This window comes from Fictibacillus sp. UD, from assembly GCF_043558025.1.
In the GTDB taxonomy this organism is placed as follows: domain Bacteria; phylum Bacillota; class Bacilli; order Bacillales; family Fictibacillaceae; genus Fictibacillus.
In genome coordinates, this window is record NZ_JARUHH010000011.1 from 56,221 (window position 1) to 71,575 (window position 15,355).

Here is a 15,355-nt window from a genome sequence, read left to right on the forward strand (position 1 = left end):
ACCGCTCCTTTACTTTTTTACAATTCTTCAAGAACTATTTCTGTGTTCGTGTAAACACAAATCTCACCAGCGGTCTTTAACGATGCAAGAGCTATTTCTTTTGCAGAAAGCTCAGGAGCGTGATTCTTCAGTGCCCGGCCAGCCGCAAGAGCATAATTACCCCCAGAACCGATCGCCAAGATTCCATCATCCGGTTCAATAACTTCTCCTGTACCAGAAATCAAAAGCATATGTTCGTGGTTCATAACGATAAGCAACGCTTCAAGTTTTCGCAAAACTTGATCTGTGCGCCATTCCTTAGCCATTTCGACTGAAGCTCGCTGTAAGTTGCCGCTGAACTCTTCTAACTTGCTCTCAAATTTTTCATACAGCGTAAATGCATCAGCAACAGATCCAGCAAATCCCGCAAGTACTTTTCCGCCATATAGCTTTCTGACCTTTCTGGCTGTATGCTTCATTACAACTGCATTTCCAAAAGTAACCTGGCCATCACCCGTCATTGCTGCTTTACCGTTGTGCCGAATTGCAAATATTGTAGTAGCATGAAATGTTGACATTGAAAAATCCCTCCCTTTTTGTTTTTATGCTCGAGGATGCGCATTATTATAAATTTTTTTCAAATGGCTTTTTGAGACATGTGTATAAACTTGTGTAGAGGATAAATTTGAATGGCCTAAGAGTTCCTGAACGGCTCTTAAATCTGCTCCTTCATTCAACATATGTGTCGCAAACGTATGACGTAAAACGTGCGGGCTGATATGTATGGTAAGCGACGATTCCTCAATTAGTTTATTTAATATGTTTCTTACGCTTCTCGTACTTAAAGGTTCCCCTTTATAGTTTAAAAAAAGAGAATCTGACTTATTTTCTGTTTTTTCAAGCAACTGTTTCCGCCCGTCGTTGATATATCGTTCAAGGGCCCCTCTTGCAAAAGATCCGATCGGTACATATCTTTCTTTTTTCCCTTTTCCTTTTACGAGCGCAACTTCTACAGATAAATCAAGGTCTTTCAGCTGCATTTTGCAGCATTCACTGACACGTATTCCAGTTCCGTAAAGTAGTTCGAGTATCGCCTGGTTTCTTTGTCCCATTGGTGTTGTAACATCGGACACATTGAAAAGCCTCTCCAACTCTTTTTCATAAAGAAATTGAGGAAGCATTTTTGCTTTTTTAGGCAATGATGCCATAGCGAACGGATTATGTTCTTCAACGATTTTTTCACGATTTAAAAAACGATAGAGACTTCGCATCGCTGAGATCTTTCTAGCTACTGTGTTTCTTGCGTATTTCTTTTCATGAAGAGTTACTAAATATTGTCTCACTAAAACATAAGAAACAGCAGCGAATCCTTCGATTGCTTGCTGTTTCAAAAAAGAAGTAAAATCATTAATATCTTTTTCATAGTGTTCAATCGTATAAGGTGAACAGTTCTTCTCGATCATTAAATAATTCAGAAAATCTGCCACATGCTGGCGTTCTGACCTCATTTTACACACCTCACAAAGCCCCTAAATCGTAACACAATTTAGGGGCTAAATCAATACATGTTCACAAATTTGTTATAAAATTCTGAATTGTTTCCAACGCTCTTTCAGCCAAAGCTGTGTTTCGTTCTTGCTTGTTTTTAATTCTTCTTTCAAGCGGAGGCAAGAGACCAAAGTTAGCATTCATAGGTTGGAAGTTATCTGGGTTAGCAGTCGTAATATAGTAAGCCATACTTCCGATTGCTGTTTCTTTTGGGAAGACTGCTAACTCTTCGCCTTTTACTAGTTTCGCAGCATTAATACCTGCAATTAATCCAGATGCCGCACTTTCAACGTATCCTTCAACACCTGTCATCTGACCGGCAAAGAACAGATCTTTTCTTGATTTTAATTGGTACGTCTCATCTAACAGTCTAGGTGAATTCAGGAACGTATTTCGATGCATAACGCCATATCTTACAACCTCTGCATTTTCTAGCCCTGGAATAAGTCTTAACAGCTCTTTTTGGGGTCCCCATTTTAAATGTGTTTGAAATCCTACAATATTATATAGAGTACCCGCGCTGTTATCTTGTCGTAATTGAACAACCGCGTAAGGAATTTTACCTGTTTTCGGATCTTCAAGGCCTACTGGCTTCATGGGACCGAATAATAAGGTTTTCTTTCCGCGCTTCGCCATTACTTCAACCGGCATGCATCCTTCAAAAAAGATTTCTTTTTCAAATTCTTTTAGAGGAACGGTCTCAGCAGAGATTAATGCTTCATAAAAACGATCAAACTCTTCTTCTGTCATCGGGCAGTTTAAATAAGCCGCTTCCCCTTTATCATAGCGGGATTTCAAATAAACTTTATCCATATTAATGCTATCTACTTCAATGATAGGAGCAGCAGCATCATAGAAATATAAGTATTCTTCGCCCGTCAATGAGTTCAATGCTTTTGATAAGTTATCAGAGGTTAGAGGACCTGTTGCAATTATAGTAGGACCTTCAAGAATTTCTGTAACTTCTTCTGTTATTACTTCCACATTCGGATGATTTTTCACTCGTTCTGTTACAAGACCTGCAAACTCATGACGGTCAACCGCTAGAGCCCCTCCTGCTGGAACAGCGCAATCATCTGCAGATGAGATAATAACTGAATTTAATTTTCTCATCTCTTCTTTCAGAACACCAACTGCATTTGTAAGTGTATTGGCACGAAGAGAATTGGAACAAACCAGTTCTGCAAACTTTTCCGTATGATGAGCCGGTGTTTGTCTAACCGGTCTCATCTCATATAATTTTACTTTTATTCCTCGGCTTGCGATCTGCCAAGCTGCTTCACTTCCAGCAAGACCTGCTCCGATTACATTAACATGTTGATGTTTCATGAAGAAAAACTCCTTACTTTGCTTCCTCTTCGGCATAATCGCAAGATACACACTGTACGACCTTACCTTTTTTCGTTTTCTTTTCTACTAACATACTATTACACTTTGGACACGTTCTGGCAATAGGTTTATCCCAAGAAACAAATTCACATTCAGGATAACGGTTACATCCATAAAATAGCCTTTTCTTCTTACTCTTCCGTTCAACGATCGATCCTTCGTGACATGTTGGACACGTCACACCAATATCTTTCACGATCGGTTTCGTATTGCGGCAGTCAGGAAAATTAGAACAAGCCATAAACTTGCCAAATCGGCCCATCTTAAATACCATCTCATGTCCACATTTTTCGCAGTCTTCACCAGCTGGTTCATCTTTGATTTCTACCTTTTGCATCTCTTCTTCTGCAATTTTCAGCTTCTTTTCGAAGTTTTTATAGAATTCGTCAATGATACCAATCCAGTTTTCTTTTCCATCTTCAACCTCATCCAAATCACTTTCCATCTTAGCGGTGAATTCAACGTTAAAAACTTCAGGAAAGAATTCCAATGTCATTTCAAGTACAAGTCCACCCAGCTCTGTTGGAACAAATTTCTTATCATCCAATGCCACATATCCACGCTTTTGAATGGTATCAAGTGTTGGTGCGTAAGTAGATGGACGTCCTATTCCAAGTTCCTCCATCGTACGAACAAGTCGTGCCTCTGTATAGCGAGGAGGCGGCTGTGTAAAGTGCTGAGAAGGATCGAGATCTTTCTTCTCAACCTCCATTCCTTCCTGAACATCAGGCAGGATGCGGTCTTCTTCTTTCTTGCCATCATCGTTTCCTTCTACATAGACTTTCATAAATCCAGGAAACTTTACTTTTGAACCAGTCGCACGGAAATTAATACCGTTGTTCTCTAAATCAACTGTCATCGTATCAAGTACAGCAGATGCCATTTGACTTGCTAAAAACCTTTCAAAAATAAGTTTGTATAATCTAAGCTGATCTCTTGATAAGTAATTTTTAAGATCACGTGGATGGTACATAACTGATGTTGGACGGATGGCTTCATGGGCATCTTGAGCGTTCTTCCCTGCTTTTTTCTCCGCTCTCGTGCTATTCACAAATTGTTTGCCATATTCTTTTTCAATGAACTCAGCAGCTTCAGCTTTTGCCGTATCCGAAATACGCGTCGAATCTGTACGCATGTAGGTAATTAAACCAACTGTACCTTCTTTTCCCAGATCCATACCCTCGTATAGTTGCTGTGCGAGCATCATTGTTTTCTTTGCTCTGAAATTCAATTTCCTTGCAGCTTCCTGCTGAAGTGAAGATGTGATAAATGGCGGTGAAGGATTTCTGCGTCTTTCTTTTTTCTGTACAGAATTAATGAGAAACTGTTTGCCTTTTATCGTATTTAATATTTCTTTTACTTCTTCTTCATTTGATAATTCTTTTTTCTTGCCGTTTACGCCATAGAACTGAGCTTCGAAATCTTCACCTGAGGCACTGAAGATACCTTTAATCCTCCAATATTCTTCTGGCTGGAATGCTTCTATTTCTTTTTCTCGTTCTACGATCAGTCTAACTGCAACCGTTTGTACCCGTCCTGCACTCAAACCCTTTTTGATTTTCTTCCATAATAAAGGGCTAACTTTGTATCCTACAAGCCTGTCTAATACTCTTCGTGCTTGTTGGGCATCAACTAAATCCATGTTAATCTTTCTAGGTCTTTTAAATGAATCTTTAATAGCATTCTTCGTAATTTCGTTAAAAACAACACGGCACTCTGAATCTAAATCCATATCCAGGCTGTGAGCCAAATGCCAGGCAATTGCTTCACCTTCGCGATCCGGGTCAGCTGCGAGGAATATTTGTTTCGCTTTTTTAGCTGCTGACTTCAAGTCCTTTAATATTGGACCTTTTCCTCGGATTGTAATGTATTTAGGTTCATAGTTCGCATCTACATCTACGCCAGTCTGGCTTCTAGGCAGATCACGAACATGTCCCATAGATGCTTTTACGTCATATTTGCTCCCTAGATATTTTTTTATCGTCTTTGCTTTTGCGGGAGACTCAACAATGACTAAGTATTTTTCCATTTACAGTTTATCCCCCTTTAAGGGTTTAGTGAAATCTTCCCTATTATTAAATAATGTATCTGCATTTGTCAAACTGTTTCATCCTTTAAATGAAAACGGTTAGAATCCTTCATTTAAAATATCATCTGCGTTCATAACTAATTTTGCACCATTTTGTATTAAAAAATTTGTACCGTCAGAGCACTCTTCTAAAATGGATCCTGGAATTGCAAAAACATCTCTTCCTTGCTCTAATGCTTGATCAGCCGTTATTAACGAACCGCTTTGTGTTCGAGCTTCAGCAACTAGAGTTGCCTTGCTGAGACCGCTAATTATACGATTACGCATCGGGAAATGCCAGCGTTTTGGTGTAACGGATGGAGAGAACTCTGATAGGACGATTCCTTGCAAACTTATCTGTTTAGCAAGCTCTTTATTTTCTTTCGGATAAATCTGCATAATACCTGATCCCAAAACTGCTGCAGTTTCTGACCCGCTATGAATACAGAGCTCGTGGGCAAACGTATCAATCCCTTTAGCTAATCCGCTGATTACGATCCAGCCATTCTTCACCAAGGGCTCGAGTACTTTTTGCAGAGCTTGTTTTCCTTGTTTGCTAGGATTTCTAGTGCCGACTACACTAATCATTTTAACCTGATTCAGTGTACTCCAATCGCCTTGGCCATAAAGAACCCATGGAGGATCATAAATTGTTTTTAAGTAAATGGGATAATCGTCGTCAAATACTGTTACAGCAGAAATGGAATGTTTCATTAAATTCTTCATTATATATGTACTTTTTTTCTGATTCATGTGGTCGTATAAACGCTTTGCCGTTTGTTCACTTAAACTAAACGACATCATCAATCTGCGAACGTCCATTGAAAAAATTTCAATTAAATTGGGATCAACTTCTAAAATTGATCTTATCTGATTCCAAGTAAGTGCTTCGCAATGATGAAGAAAGATTAAGCGTTCTTTATCCAAAATTCATTCCTCCTCATGAATCGAATCTAGGTAAGGGCTTTTTCGTAATCTTTGTTGCTACTGAAAGTGGTTGATTTCCGTTTCAGGTGCTCGCTTTCCGCGGGGCAGGCGGTGAGCCACATTCGGACGTTTCACTCTTAAGTGTCTCACCTGCCCACCTGTCCCGCAGGAGTCTCGCACCTTGCACTCCAATCAACTTGTCAATGAAGACATTACGAAAAAGATCTTAAAAACAATATCTTTTAGAAAGGCTTTTTAAGCAATCTTTGTTGGTAGGATTGGGGTTGATTTCCACGAGGCGTCGGTGAGTCACCTTTAGCCTTGCATCTGCTGTTTCTCACCTGACCCGCTTATCCCTAGGAGACTCTCAACTTGCACTTAATTAAACTTAAATTAATAACCCCTAAAGTAACAATCATTGATATAAGTCCCTATGTAAATAAAAAGCTCCCGGTCAGGGAGCTTTTCACGATGTAAAAGTTGTAATTAAGCTTTTGCTTTATGTGTTACACAACGATCGTATAAATCGTTTTCTTTTAGTGCTTCTACTAAAGTTTCACCCATTACTGAAGGTGTTGCTGCAACTTTAATTCCGCAAGCTTTCATTGTTTTGATCTTCTCGTCTGCAGTTCCTTTACCGCCAGAGATAATCGCACCAGCATGGCCCATACGCTTTCCAGGAGGTGCAGTTTGTCCGCCGATAAAGCCTACAACAGGCTTTGTCATGTTGGCTTTTACCCACTCTGCAGCTTCCTCTTCAGCAGTACCGCCGATTTCTCCGATCATGATTACAGCATACGTGTCCTCATCTTCGTTAAATGCCTTCAGAACGTCAATGAAGTCTGTTCCGTTAACTGGGTCTCCACCGATCCCTACTGCTGTAGATTGGCCGATTCCACGCTCTGTAAGCTGATGAACAGCTTCATATGTTAATGTTCCAGAACGAGAAACAACTCCTACATGACCTTTTGTGTGGATATATCCAGGCATGATACCAATTTTGCACTCTTCAGGAGTGATTACGCCTGGGCAGTTTGGTCCGACTAAGCGCGTCTTTTTGCCTTCCATGTAACGCTTTACTTTTACCATATCCATTACTGGGATGCCTTCTGTAATACAGATAGCTAGGTCAAGTTCTGCGTCAACAGCCTCGATAATTGCTTCTGCAGCAAATGCTGGTGGAACATAAATAACAGAAGCGTTAGCTCCAGTTTCTTTAACAGCATCCGTAACTGTGTTGAAAACAGGAAGTCCTTCAACTTCAGTTCCGCCCTTACCAGGTGTAACTCCGCCTACGATTTTTGTACCATATTCAAGCATTTGTTTTGTATGGAAAAGTCCTACGGAACCTGTGATACCCTGAACGATGACTTTTGTGTCTTTATTAATAAAAATGCTCATGCTTTAAACTCCCATCCTTCCTGCAATGTTTTCTTTATTACTTAACTAAAGCGACGATTTTCTCTGCACCGTCAGCCATTGAATCTGCAGCTGTAATATTAAGTCCTGATTCTTTAAGGATCTTCTTACCAAGATCAACATTCGTACCTTCAAGACGAACGACTAAAGGCAGCTCAAGACCAACTTGTTTTGTTGCTTCAACAACACCGTTTGCGATGATGTCACATTTCATGATTCCGCCGAAGATGTTAACAAAGATTCCTTTAACATTTTGATCAGATAGAATGATCTTGAATGCTTCTGTAACTTTCTCCGTTGTAGCGCCGCCCCCAACATCAAGGAAGTTAGCGGGATCACCGCCGTAATGCTTGATGATGTCCATTGTAGCCATTGCAAGACCAGCACCATTAACCATACAGCCGATATTTCCATCTAAAGAAATGTAGCTTAAGTCATATTTAGAAGCTTCGATTTCTTTTGCATCTTCTTCTTCAAGATCACGATATTCTAAGATGTCTTTATGACGATATAATGCGTTAGAATCGAAGTTCATTTTAGCGTCAAGAGCCATAACGTTTCCATCACCAGTTACAACTAATGGATTGATTTCAGCGATTGAGCAATCTTTATCAACGAAAGCTGTATAAAGTCCAAGCATGAACTTAACTGCTTTACCTACTAGTTCAGTTGGGATATTGATGTTGTATGCAAGTCTTCTTGCTTGGAAAGCCTGAAGACCAATAGCAGGATCGATCACTTCTTTGAAGATTTTTTCAGGTGTCTTTTCAGCCACTTCTTCAATTTCAGTTCCGCCTTCTTCAGATCCCATCATTACAACGCTTGATGTAGCACGATCTAGTACTAGCCCGATGTAATATTCCTTTTTAATATCACAGCCCTCTTCGATAAGTAAGCGCTTAACTTCTTTACCTTCTGGACCTGTTTGGTGAGTTACAAGAACTTTTCCTAAAATTTCATTTGCGTATGTACGCACTTCATCGATATTTTTGGCAACTTTTACGCCACCTGCTTTACCGCGGCCACCTGCGTGAATCTGTGCTTTTACGACAGATACAGTGCTCCCCAGTTCTTTAGCAGCTTCTACTGCTTCTTCAACGGTAAATGCTACTTTCCCGTTTGGAACAGCCACACCATATTTTCTAAGTATCTCTTTACCTTGGTATTCGTGGATATTCATTTACTCTCCATCCTCCTATCATGGTGAAAACTTAAAGTACCGTTATCATTGTATAAGACCAAGCTCTTTATGTCTACTATTCTTCAGAAAATTGCAAGCGCATACAGCATTTTCAGACAAAATTAAAAATCAAGACCACATGAATGCGGACTTGATTTTAGTGTTTTCTATCTTTTTGAAACAAGGATTTAAATGCTTTAATTCACTTGTTTTTCTCGTTTTGATGTTTTTTTATAATTTTAGGTGTAATCGTTTCTTTTTCTACTGCAGGGCGATATAACCCAAACTCTTCAGCCATCTCTTCTTTAAATTGGTTGACAAGCTGTTCAGATTGTTTCACAACTAATTTATTTCTTGGCATTGTACACACTCCTTTTATGTTAGCAATGCCCCATAGAGAAATAATTATGTAGATTTTTTAGCTTCTTTATCCAATTGATAAATAAAAGCAAAGAGTTCTGCAACAACTTCAAACAACTCTTCAGGAATACTCTGATCTATGTCCAATTTAGATAATAAATGGACTAGGGAAGGATCTTCCTGAATGGGAATGTTGTAATCTGAAGCTCTTTGAACGATTCGATCTGCTGTTTCACCTTTTCCTTTAGCGATTACAATAGGAGAACTTGACTCTTCAGGATTATACTTTAAAGCAACGGCTTCTTTTTTGTTTTCTTTCATACGCGCAAATCCAATCCTTTATAAAAGTTAGGCTTTTCAGCCGTTTTCATCTTTTTTTGCTGCTGAACAAAATTAACGGAAGATAAGGTATAATCCATGTCTTTCATGCGTTTTTTTAAAGAGGACAAAAATGGTGCTGAAAGTTTCTCAAGAAATGGGTGCTCATTATATACTTTTACAGACAAAATCCTGTTTTGAATTTGAACATCTACAGCTATTTCATTCAGGTTCTGCATTTCCAGCCAAAAAAGCATTCTGCAATGAGCAGGATTTATCGCTTTTCCATCCTGTTTTTTCCCTTCCCATGTAATCGTCATCTCTTTAGGGTTATTGTTTTGCCCAAAGGGAATCTGCAATATATACTGCTGCAAGTTTTCGTTGATTTGTACGTTCTGCAGCTGCTGACTCGTTATTATCGCTACAGCTTTTTCTGTCTTAACCAAAACACTTTCTGGCAGGTTTAATGAATCAGCATGATGCTGAAGATAAAGGAGTTGGGACTTTAGCGATTCTCCCAATCTAACTTGTACAGGATCAACAAGAATGTTCTTTTCGTGCAATAAACCTGATTTCTGGAACCATTTTTCTAGCGCCTGGATAAACTCCTGAGACGGATTTCGCTTCATTTCTGATGAAATCGGTATAGTCTCGGTTTTAGTCGGTAAAAAAGGATCATTTATTTCTTTTGTATTTGAATTTTGAAGATTCCTTTGATCAGGTGAAATTAACTTGTTTTGGATAGGAGATTCCGCTGCAGTCTTCACTTCGGTTTTTTGCTGACTTTCCATAAGTATTGATGGTTTAGACAAAATTTCTTCACTATCAAATCCGTACATATTTTTTAAGGTCTCTACTGTTTTTAAAATCATTTTGTCTTTATGGCTATACGGAATTAAAGCTTCATAAAGTGGTTTCATTTCTTCAAAAGCTGAACCCATTTTGATACTTGCTGATACTGCTTGAATAGATTCTATTCTAGGCGGTAGCTGCAGCTCCAACATTCGATGTATAATTGCCTTCTTATCAGGCAGCGGCAGCAGGGTGGTCTGTTTAAGGAGCTCTGCGACGACTTTGATATTTTCTTTTGTAAGTGGTATTTTTTCTAATACAGAAAAGTCTACTGCTTTTCTGTTTATATCAGAAGGTGTAAGATTCCATTTTTGTAAAATCTGTTCTGAAGTTGATTTCACTGGGTCAGAATCAATCTTTTTCAAGACGATGTTTCCATTCTTTTCTGCAACTTCAAATAAATAATCATTCCCTTTTGTTAGCGGAGCCTCTAATTTTGCATGCAAGGTTGCTCCATTGTATAAGATTTCAGCTGTTTGATCAGGGAATATCTCTAAAACCTTAGCTGTTATTAGTTGATTAATTTTTAATGAAAGCGTTCCTTCTGATGGTCTTATCGAATGAAACTGCTGACTAATGATATTGTTTAGTTGTAACAGGTTACTCACTTCCTGTAATTTGAATAAGTTCACCTACCGGGCTGAATGATTTTCGGTGAATACTTGTTGGACCAAATTTCTTAAGCGCCTCTAAATGTTCCTTTGTTCCATACCCCATATTTGATTTGAAGCCGAATTCAGGATATCTCTCATCCAATTTCATCATATAGCGGTCTCTCGTCACTTTTGCAACGATTGAAGCTGCCGCGATAGAAATGCTTTTTTCATCGCCCTTAATAATTTTCAACTGATCTATTGCTAAAGATACCTCCATTGCATCGATGAGCAGCTGATCAGGCATAACATCTAACGAACAAACCGCTTCCGTCATGGCAAACTTAGAGGCTTGATAAATATTGATTTCATCAATTTTTTCAGGTTGAACTAAGTTTACACTGTACGAGATGGCATCTCTTACAATTACATCATATAATGCTTCTCTCTTTTTCTCAGACAGCTTTTTGGAGTCATTAACTCCTGTCAGTTTATAGTCTTTAGGTAAAATCACAGCCGCTGCAACAACAGGTCCAGCCAAAGGACCTCTTCCCACCTCATCAACCCCTGCAATTAACGATTTACCATTTTTATAGCATGTGGTTTCGTAAATAGACATAACTTCTAATCTTTTTTGTTCTGCTTCAGCTAGTGCTAATCGCTTTGTATAGGTTTCAACTATTTTTTTCGCGCCTTGTCTTTCATCATCTGAAAGTACCTTCAGCAAGTCTGGTATATCAGCTTGCTCACAGTTTTTTAATTTTTGTTCCCATTCTTTTATAGATAATCTCATATTTTTCACACTCTTTATGTATTTTGTATCGGCTGTATTGTACTTCTTTTTTAGGAGTAGGTTTTGTAGTCCCAGGAAGATGGCTATTATTTATCAATTATAGCGATAAAATAGGCTATTTTCTTTTTTATTGTTGTTTTTGGATCTTTTTAGTAGCTCTTCATTGCAAGTTGATTGTAGTGGAAGATGCGAGACTCCTCGAAAATTGAACTTCTAATTTTCTTCGTTCGATGAGTCGCTGCCGTAGCCTTCCTTGTCCTGCGGGACAGGCGGGCAGTCCGAAAAGTGGAAGTGGCTCGTTAAGCCCCGACAAGCAAAAGTTGAATGGGCTAGGAAGGCGCACTTTGCCTTCATGACCATTTAGCTTTTGACCTCGAGGGGCTAGCCACTGCAACTAGACAGGTGAGACACTTAAAAGTGAAACGTACGAATGTGCTCACCGCCTGCCTCGCGGAAAGCGAGCATCTGAAACGGAAATCAACCACTTTCAAAAGTAACAAAGCTTAAACCAATACATTTTAAATTTAAAAATCTGCTTAAAGAAAACAGGCACTAAGATAACAGTGCCTGTTTATACTCTTCTATATGATTATACAGTATCAGGCCGTTCATAAGATAAACGTCCTAATTTTTCTGCACGAAGATCCCGCAGAACGATTTCTGCTGTCTTTTCAAGATCTACTTCTCCGCCGCTCATCATACAGCCGCGTTTCTTACCGATTTCTTCAAATAGAAGCATAGAATCCTCTGCTATGTCAGACAATTTGTAGCGTTCAACGAGGCGCTCTTCGTAGTGCTCTTTTAGATATTTAATGGCGAATAGTACCACTTCTGTAAAATCAAAAAGAGTTTCTTTAATCGCACCAGTTACCGCTAATTTCAAACCTATCGTCTGATCTTCAAATTTCGGCCATAATATCCCAGGGGTATCTAATAATTCTAATGTCTTACCCGCTTTTATCCACTGCTGCTTTTTTGTTACGCCAGGCTTATCTCCTGTTACAGCAATATTCTTACCAGCCATACGATTGATGATCGTTGACTTTCCTACGTTCGGTATCCCCACGATTAAAGCTCTTACTGCTCTCGGTTTAACGATGCCTTTTGCTCTCATCTTATCAAACTTTTCTTTCACGAGCTCATGCGCTAACGGCTCTATCGCTTTAATTCCTTTTCCATCCTTCGAGTTAATCGCAAGAGATGGAATACCTTTATCAGAAAAATAACTCTCCCACATTGCCGTTACTTTTTGATCAGCCAGATCTGCTTTATTTAAAAGAACGATACGCGGCTTCTGTCCAAGAATTTCATCAATCATGGGGTTTCTAGATGCAAGAGGTATTCGAGCGTCTACTAGCTCAAATACCACATCGATCATTTTAAGTTTTTCAGTTATCTCCCGGCGCGCTTTAGCCATATGTCCAGGAAACCATTGAATGGTCATGTTTATCTCACCCTACTTTACAAATCCAATATCCGACAACGGCCAGAAACGGAATGAGGCTTTACCTAATATATTATCGTCATCCACTGTTCCAATATTTCGGCTGTCACTGGAGTTACGGCGATTATCACCTAAAACAAATAATTGACCTTGAGGTACCTCTTTCTTACCAGTCACCTCAAGCAACGTGAAATCATAAGTGAAGTTTCCGTCTTTCGTTTTCTTTTTATACGCTTCTAAATATTCTTCTTTTACTTTTTTACCATTCACATAGAGTGTATCGTTTTTGGATTCGATCGTGTCTCCAGGTAAACCGATAACTCGTTTTATGTAATCTTTTTCTTCAGTTGCATGAAAGACTACAATATCAAATCTTTTTGGATCGCCAATGATATAAGAGAATTTACTTACTATTAATCGATCTCCATCATGCAGATTAGGCATCATGGATTGTCCATCAACCACGACTGGTGCAAACAGGAAAAATCTGATGATCCCTGCTAATAATAAGGCTGCCGCTAATGCTTTAATCCATTCCCACGTTTCGTTTTTTGTACGTGCCATTCTTAATCCTCACCATCTGTAGAAATTCCTTACTTATAATATGGAAAAAGGAGCTTGAATAAGTCAAGCTCCTTTCGAGAATTATTAGCGAATTTCTTTAATACGAGCTGCTTTACCACGAAGTGCACGCAGGTAGTATAACTTCGCACGGCGAACTTTACCACGACGAACTACTTCAAGGTTCGCAATCTTAGGTGAATGTACAGGGAACGCACGCTCCACTCCTACACCATAAGAAATTTTACGAACAGTAAACGTTTCAGAAATTCCTGATCCACGCTTCTTGATAACTACACCTTCAAAAAGCTGGATACGCTCACGAGTACCCTCGATTACTTTCACGTGTACACGAACAGTGTCACCTGAACGGAATTTTGGTAAATCTGATTTTAATTGATCTTTCGCTAGATCTGCAATAAGCTGTTGCATAGTTTATTGCCTCCCTTCCCATGGATGTTCTTGCTAAAATAGTTGAAGCAGCGGAACACCGGATTAAACGGGCATAAGCCACAAACAATATAATACCATATAACTCAAACAGTGTTCAAGTTGTTTTATTATCTTTTATGTCTTGAAGCCACTTTTCTTCTTCTTTGGAAAGTTCCTTGTTCTCTAAAAGATCAGGACGCCTGTTATATGTTCTTTTTAAAGACTCTTTTTTACGCCAATTCTCAATATTTTTATGGTTGCCAGACAAAAGCACATCTGGTACCTTCATGCCTCTAAAATCAGCCGGCCTTGTGTATTGTGGGTGTTCTAATAGACCCGTGCTAAAAGAGTCTTGTAGATGTGACTCTTCTTTCCCAAGCACACCTGGAAGCAGTCTCGTAACAGCATCGATCACGACCATCGCTCCCAGCTCTCCGCCGGTCAAAACATAATCACCTATCGAAATCTCATCTGTTACCAAGTACTCTCTCACACGTTCGTCATAGCCTTCATAATGACCGCAAAGGAAAATGAGATGATCTTCTTTAGCAAGTTCTTCTGCTTTACGTTGAGAGAAACGCTCTCCTTGTGGACAAAGCAAAATGATTCTCGGTTTTGCTTGTGATTGATTTGATAATTGTTCTACTGCATCAAACAACGGCTGAGGAGTTAATACCATCCCTGCTCCGCCGCCATATGGGTAATCATCGACATTCCTATGCTTGTTGGTTGAAAACTCACGGAAATCGATGACCTGAAACTTCACCGCACTTTTTTCTTGAGCTTTTTTTAGGATGGACTGCCCAAAAACACCTGAAAACATATCAGGGAAAAGGCTAAGAACATCAATCTTCATTAGAATAACCCTTCCAATGGTTCAATAATTATCTTTGCTTCCTTAATATCAACTGTTTTTACGACGGATGGAATATATGGAATTAGAATATCTGAACCAAATCCTTTTCTTTTCACGACCCATACATCGTTTGCGCCTGGCGATAAGATTTCTTTCACTTTCCCAAGCTCTTCGCCTTCAACTGTGAAAACAGAACAGCCTATAATATCGTGGTAAAAAAACTCACCTTCATCTAAAGAAACGGATTGATCTTTAGGTACTTTAAGAAGATTTCCCTTAAAACGTTCTACGTCATTTATATTGTGCAGATTCTCGAACGTCAAAAGATCAAACTGCTTATGCTTTCTGTGTGTTTCAATCGTTACAGGTACATGCTCAGTTCCCATTTCCACGTATAACGTATTACCAATCTTGTAGCGTTCTTCAGGAAAATCAGTCCTGGAAATGACTCGAACTTCCCCTCTTATTCCATGTGTATTTACAATCTTGCCTACATTAAGCCAATTTTTATCCATAACGATAAACCTACCTTCGTACAAATTCATCCACATTACTGCCTAGTCTAAATTTTAGCATAAAACTCGATATGTATACTTTTTGTTAGAATGTTTCCCAAACTTTGTTGCTTTTGAAAGT

The 15,355-nt window shown here is 39.0% G+C and carries 17 protein-coding genes; all 17 read right to left on the bottom strand.

Annotation, left to right across the window (positions count from 1 at the left end; genetic code table 11):
* Positions 1-17: 17 nt before the first annotated feature.
* Positions 18-557, bottom strand: a complete 540-nt coding sequence (gene hslV, locus P8610_RS15440; protein ID WP_289495706.1) for an ATP-dependent protease subunit HslV — start codon at positions 555-557, stop codon at positions 18-20.
* A gap of 24 nt (positions 558-581) precedes the next feature.
* On the bottom strand, positions 582-1,487 hold the full coding sequence (xerC, locus tag P8610_RS15445) for a tyrosine recombinase XerC (protein ID WP_394605131.1): 906 nt from the start codon (positions 1,485-1,487) through the stop codon (positions 582-584).
* Positions 1,488-1,548: 61 nt separating this feature from the next.
* On the bottom strand, positions 1,549-2,856 hold the full coding sequence (gene trmFO / locus P8610_RS15450; protein WP_394605132.1) for an FADH(2)-oxidizing methylenetetrahydrofolate--tRNA-(uracil(54)-C(5))-methyltransferase TrmFO: 1,308 nt from the start codon (positions 2,854-2,856) through the stop codon (positions 1,549-1,551).
* A gap of 13 nt (positions 2,857-2,869) precedes the next feature.
* Positions 2,870-4,945: a type I DNA topoisomerase gene (topA, locus tag P8610_RS15455; RefSeq protein ID WP_394605133.1), complete on the bottom strand. Its 2,076-nt coding sequence runs from the start codon at positions 4,943-4,945 to the stop codon at positions 2,870-2,872.
* 99 nt (positions 4,946-5,044) lie between these two features.
* A complete protein-coding gene (gene dprA / locus P8610_RS15460) occupies positions 5,045-5,911 on the bottom strand; it encodes a DNA-processing protein DprA (protein ID WP_394605134.1) in 867 nt (288 codons plus the stop codon).
* A gap of 57 nt (positions 5,912-5,968) precedes the next feature.
* Positions 5,969-6,091 (bottom strand): hypothetical protein, encoded by a 123-nt coding sequence (locus P8610_RS15465; RefSeq protein ID WP_394605135.1) that lies wholly within the window; start codon positions 6,089-6,091, stop codon positions 5,969-5,971.
* Between the two features lie 306 nt (positions 6,092-6,397).
* Complete coding sequence (sucD, locus tag P8610_RS15470) at positions 6,398-7,312, bottom strand: succinate--CoA ligase subunit alpha (protein ID WP_289495711.1); 915 nt, start codon at positions 7,310-7,312, stop codon at positions 6,398-6,400.
* Positions 7,313-7,349: 37 nt separating this feature from the next.
* A complete protein-coding gene (gene sucC / locus P8610_RS15475) occupies positions 7,350-8,510 on the bottom strand; it encodes an ADP-forming succinate--CoA ligase subunit beta (protein WP_066240744.1) in 1,161 nt (386 codons plus the stop codon).
* 202 nt (positions 8,511-8,712) lie between these two features.
* Positions 8,713-8,871, bottom strand: a complete 159-nt coding sequence (locus P8610_RS15480) for a small, acid-soluble spore protein, alpha/beta type (RefSeq protein ID WP_289495713.1) — start codon at positions 8,869-8,871, stop codon at positions 8,713-8,715.
* 44 nt (positions 8,872-8,915) lie between these two features.
* Complete coding sequence (locus tag P8610_RS15485) at positions 8,916-9,191, bottom strand: EscU/YscU/HrcU family type III secretion system export apparatus switch protein (protein WP_394605136.1); 276 nt, start codon at positions 9,189-9,191, stop codon at positions 8,916-8,918.
* The gene (locus tag P8610_RS15490) at positions 9,188-10,648 is read right to left on the bottom strand and encodes a hypothetical protein (RefSeq protein ID WP_394605137.1); all 1,461 of its coding nucleotides are present in this window, start codon (positions 10,646-10,648) and stop codon (positions 9,188-9,190) included. The genes P8610_RS15485 and P8610_RS15490 overlap by 4 nt, the downstream gene beginning before the upstream one ends.
* The gene (locus P8610_RS15495; RefSeq protein ID WP_394605139.1) at positions 10,641-11,426 is read right to left on the bottom strand and encodes a ribonuclease HII; all 786 of its coding nucleotides are present in this window, start codon (positions 11,424-11,426) and stop codon (positions 10,641-10,643) included. Before P8610_RS15495 ends, P8610_RS15490 begins: the two co-directional genes overlap by 8 nt.
* A 589-nt stretch (positions 11,427-12,015) precedes the next feature.
* Positions 12,016-12,870, bottom strand: coding sequence for a ribosome biogenesis GTPase YlqF (gene ylqF, locus P8610_RS15500; protein ID WP_394605140.1), 855 nt, complete (start codon positions 12,868-12,870; stop codon positions 12,016-12,018).
* Between the two features lie 12 nt (positions 12,871-12,882).
* Complete coding sequence (gene lepB, locus P8610_RS15505) at positions 12,883-13,434, bottom strand: signal peptidase I (protein WP_394605141.1); 552 nt, start codon at positions 13,432-13,434, stop codon at positions 12,883-12,885.
* Positions 13,435-13,518: 84 nt separating this feature from the next.
* Entirely contained in the window at positions 13,519-13,863 is a 345-nt protein-coding gene (gene rplS, locus P8610_RS15510) for a 50S ribosomal protein L19 (RefSeq protein ID WP_066289359.1), read from the bottom strand.
* A gap of 115 nt (positions 13,864-13,978) precedes the next feature.
* A complete protein-coding gene (trmD, locus tag P8610_RS15515) occupies positions 13,979-14,719 on the bottom strand; it encodes a tRNA (guanosine(37)-N1)-methyltransferase TrmD (protein ID WP_394605142.1) in 741 nt (246 codons plus the stop codon).
* The gene (gene rimM / locus P8610_RS15520; RefSeq protein ID WP_394605143.1) at positions 14,719-15,264 is read right to left on the bottom strand and encodes a ribosome maturation factor RimM; all 546 of its coding nucleotides are present in this window, start codon (positions 15,262-15,264) and stop codon (positions 14,719-14,721) included. Before rimM ends, trmD begins: the two co-directional genes overlap by 1 nt.
* Positions 15,265-15,355: the final 91 nt, after the last annotated feature.

Excerpts from the sequence above, each read along its gene's own strand:
- P8610_RS15480 (WP_289495713.1), bottom strand. The coding sequence starts at position 8,871 with ATGCCAAGAAATAAATTAGTTGTGAAACAATCTGAACAGCTTGTCAAC.
- sucD (WP_289495711.1), bottom strand. The coding sequence starts at position 7,312 with ATGAGCATTTTTATTAATAAAGACACAAAAGTCATCGTTCAGGGTATC.
- rplS (WP_066289359.1), bottom strand. The coding sequence starts at position 13,863 with ATGCAACAGCTTATTGCAGATCTAGCGAAAGATCAATTAAAATCAGAT.
- rimM (WP_394605143.1), bottom strand. The coding sequence starts at position 15,264 with ATGAATTTGTACGAAGGTAGGTTTATCGTTATGGATAAAAATTGGCTT.
- hslV (WP_289495706.1), bottom strand. The coding sequence starts at position 557 with ATGTCAACATTTCATGCTACTACAATATTTGCAATTCGGCACAACGGT.
- trmFO (WP_394605132.1), bottom strand. The coding sequence starts at position 2,856 with ATGAAACATCAACATGTTAATGTAATCGGAGCAGGTCTTGCTGGAAGT.
- lepB (WP_394605141.1), bottom strand. The coding sequence starts at position 13,434 with ATGGCACGTACAAAAAACGAAACGTGGGAATGGATTAAAGCATTAGCG.
- P8610_RS15485 (WP_394605136.1), bottom strand. The coding sequence starts at position 9,191 with ATGAAAGAAAACAAAAAAGAAGCCGTTGCTTTAAAGTATAATCCTGAA.
- P8610_RS15495 (WP_394605139.1), bottom strand. The coding sequence starts at position 11,426 with ATGAGATTATCTATAAAAGAATGGGAACAAAAATTAAAAAACTGTGAG.
- ylqF (WP_394605140.1), bottom strand. The coding sequence starts at position 12,870 with ATGACCATTCAATGGTTTCCTGGACATATGGCTAAAGCGCGCCGGGAG.
- trmD (WP_394605142.1), bottom strand. The coding sequence starts at position 14,719 with ATGAAGATTGATGTTCTTAGCCTTTTCCCTGATATGTTTTCAGGTGTT.
- topA (WP_394605133.1), bottom strand. The coding sequence starts at position 4,945 with ATGGAAAAATACTTAGTCATTGTTGAGTCTCCCGCAAAAGCAAAGACG.
- xerC (WP_394605131.1), bottom strand. The coding sequence starts at position 1,487 with ATGAGGTCAGAACGCCAGCATGTGGCAGATTTTCTGAATTATTTAATG.
- sucC (WP_066240744.1), bottom strand. The coding sequence starts at position 8,510 with ATGAATATCCACGAATACCAAGGTAAAGAGATACTTAGAAAATATGGT.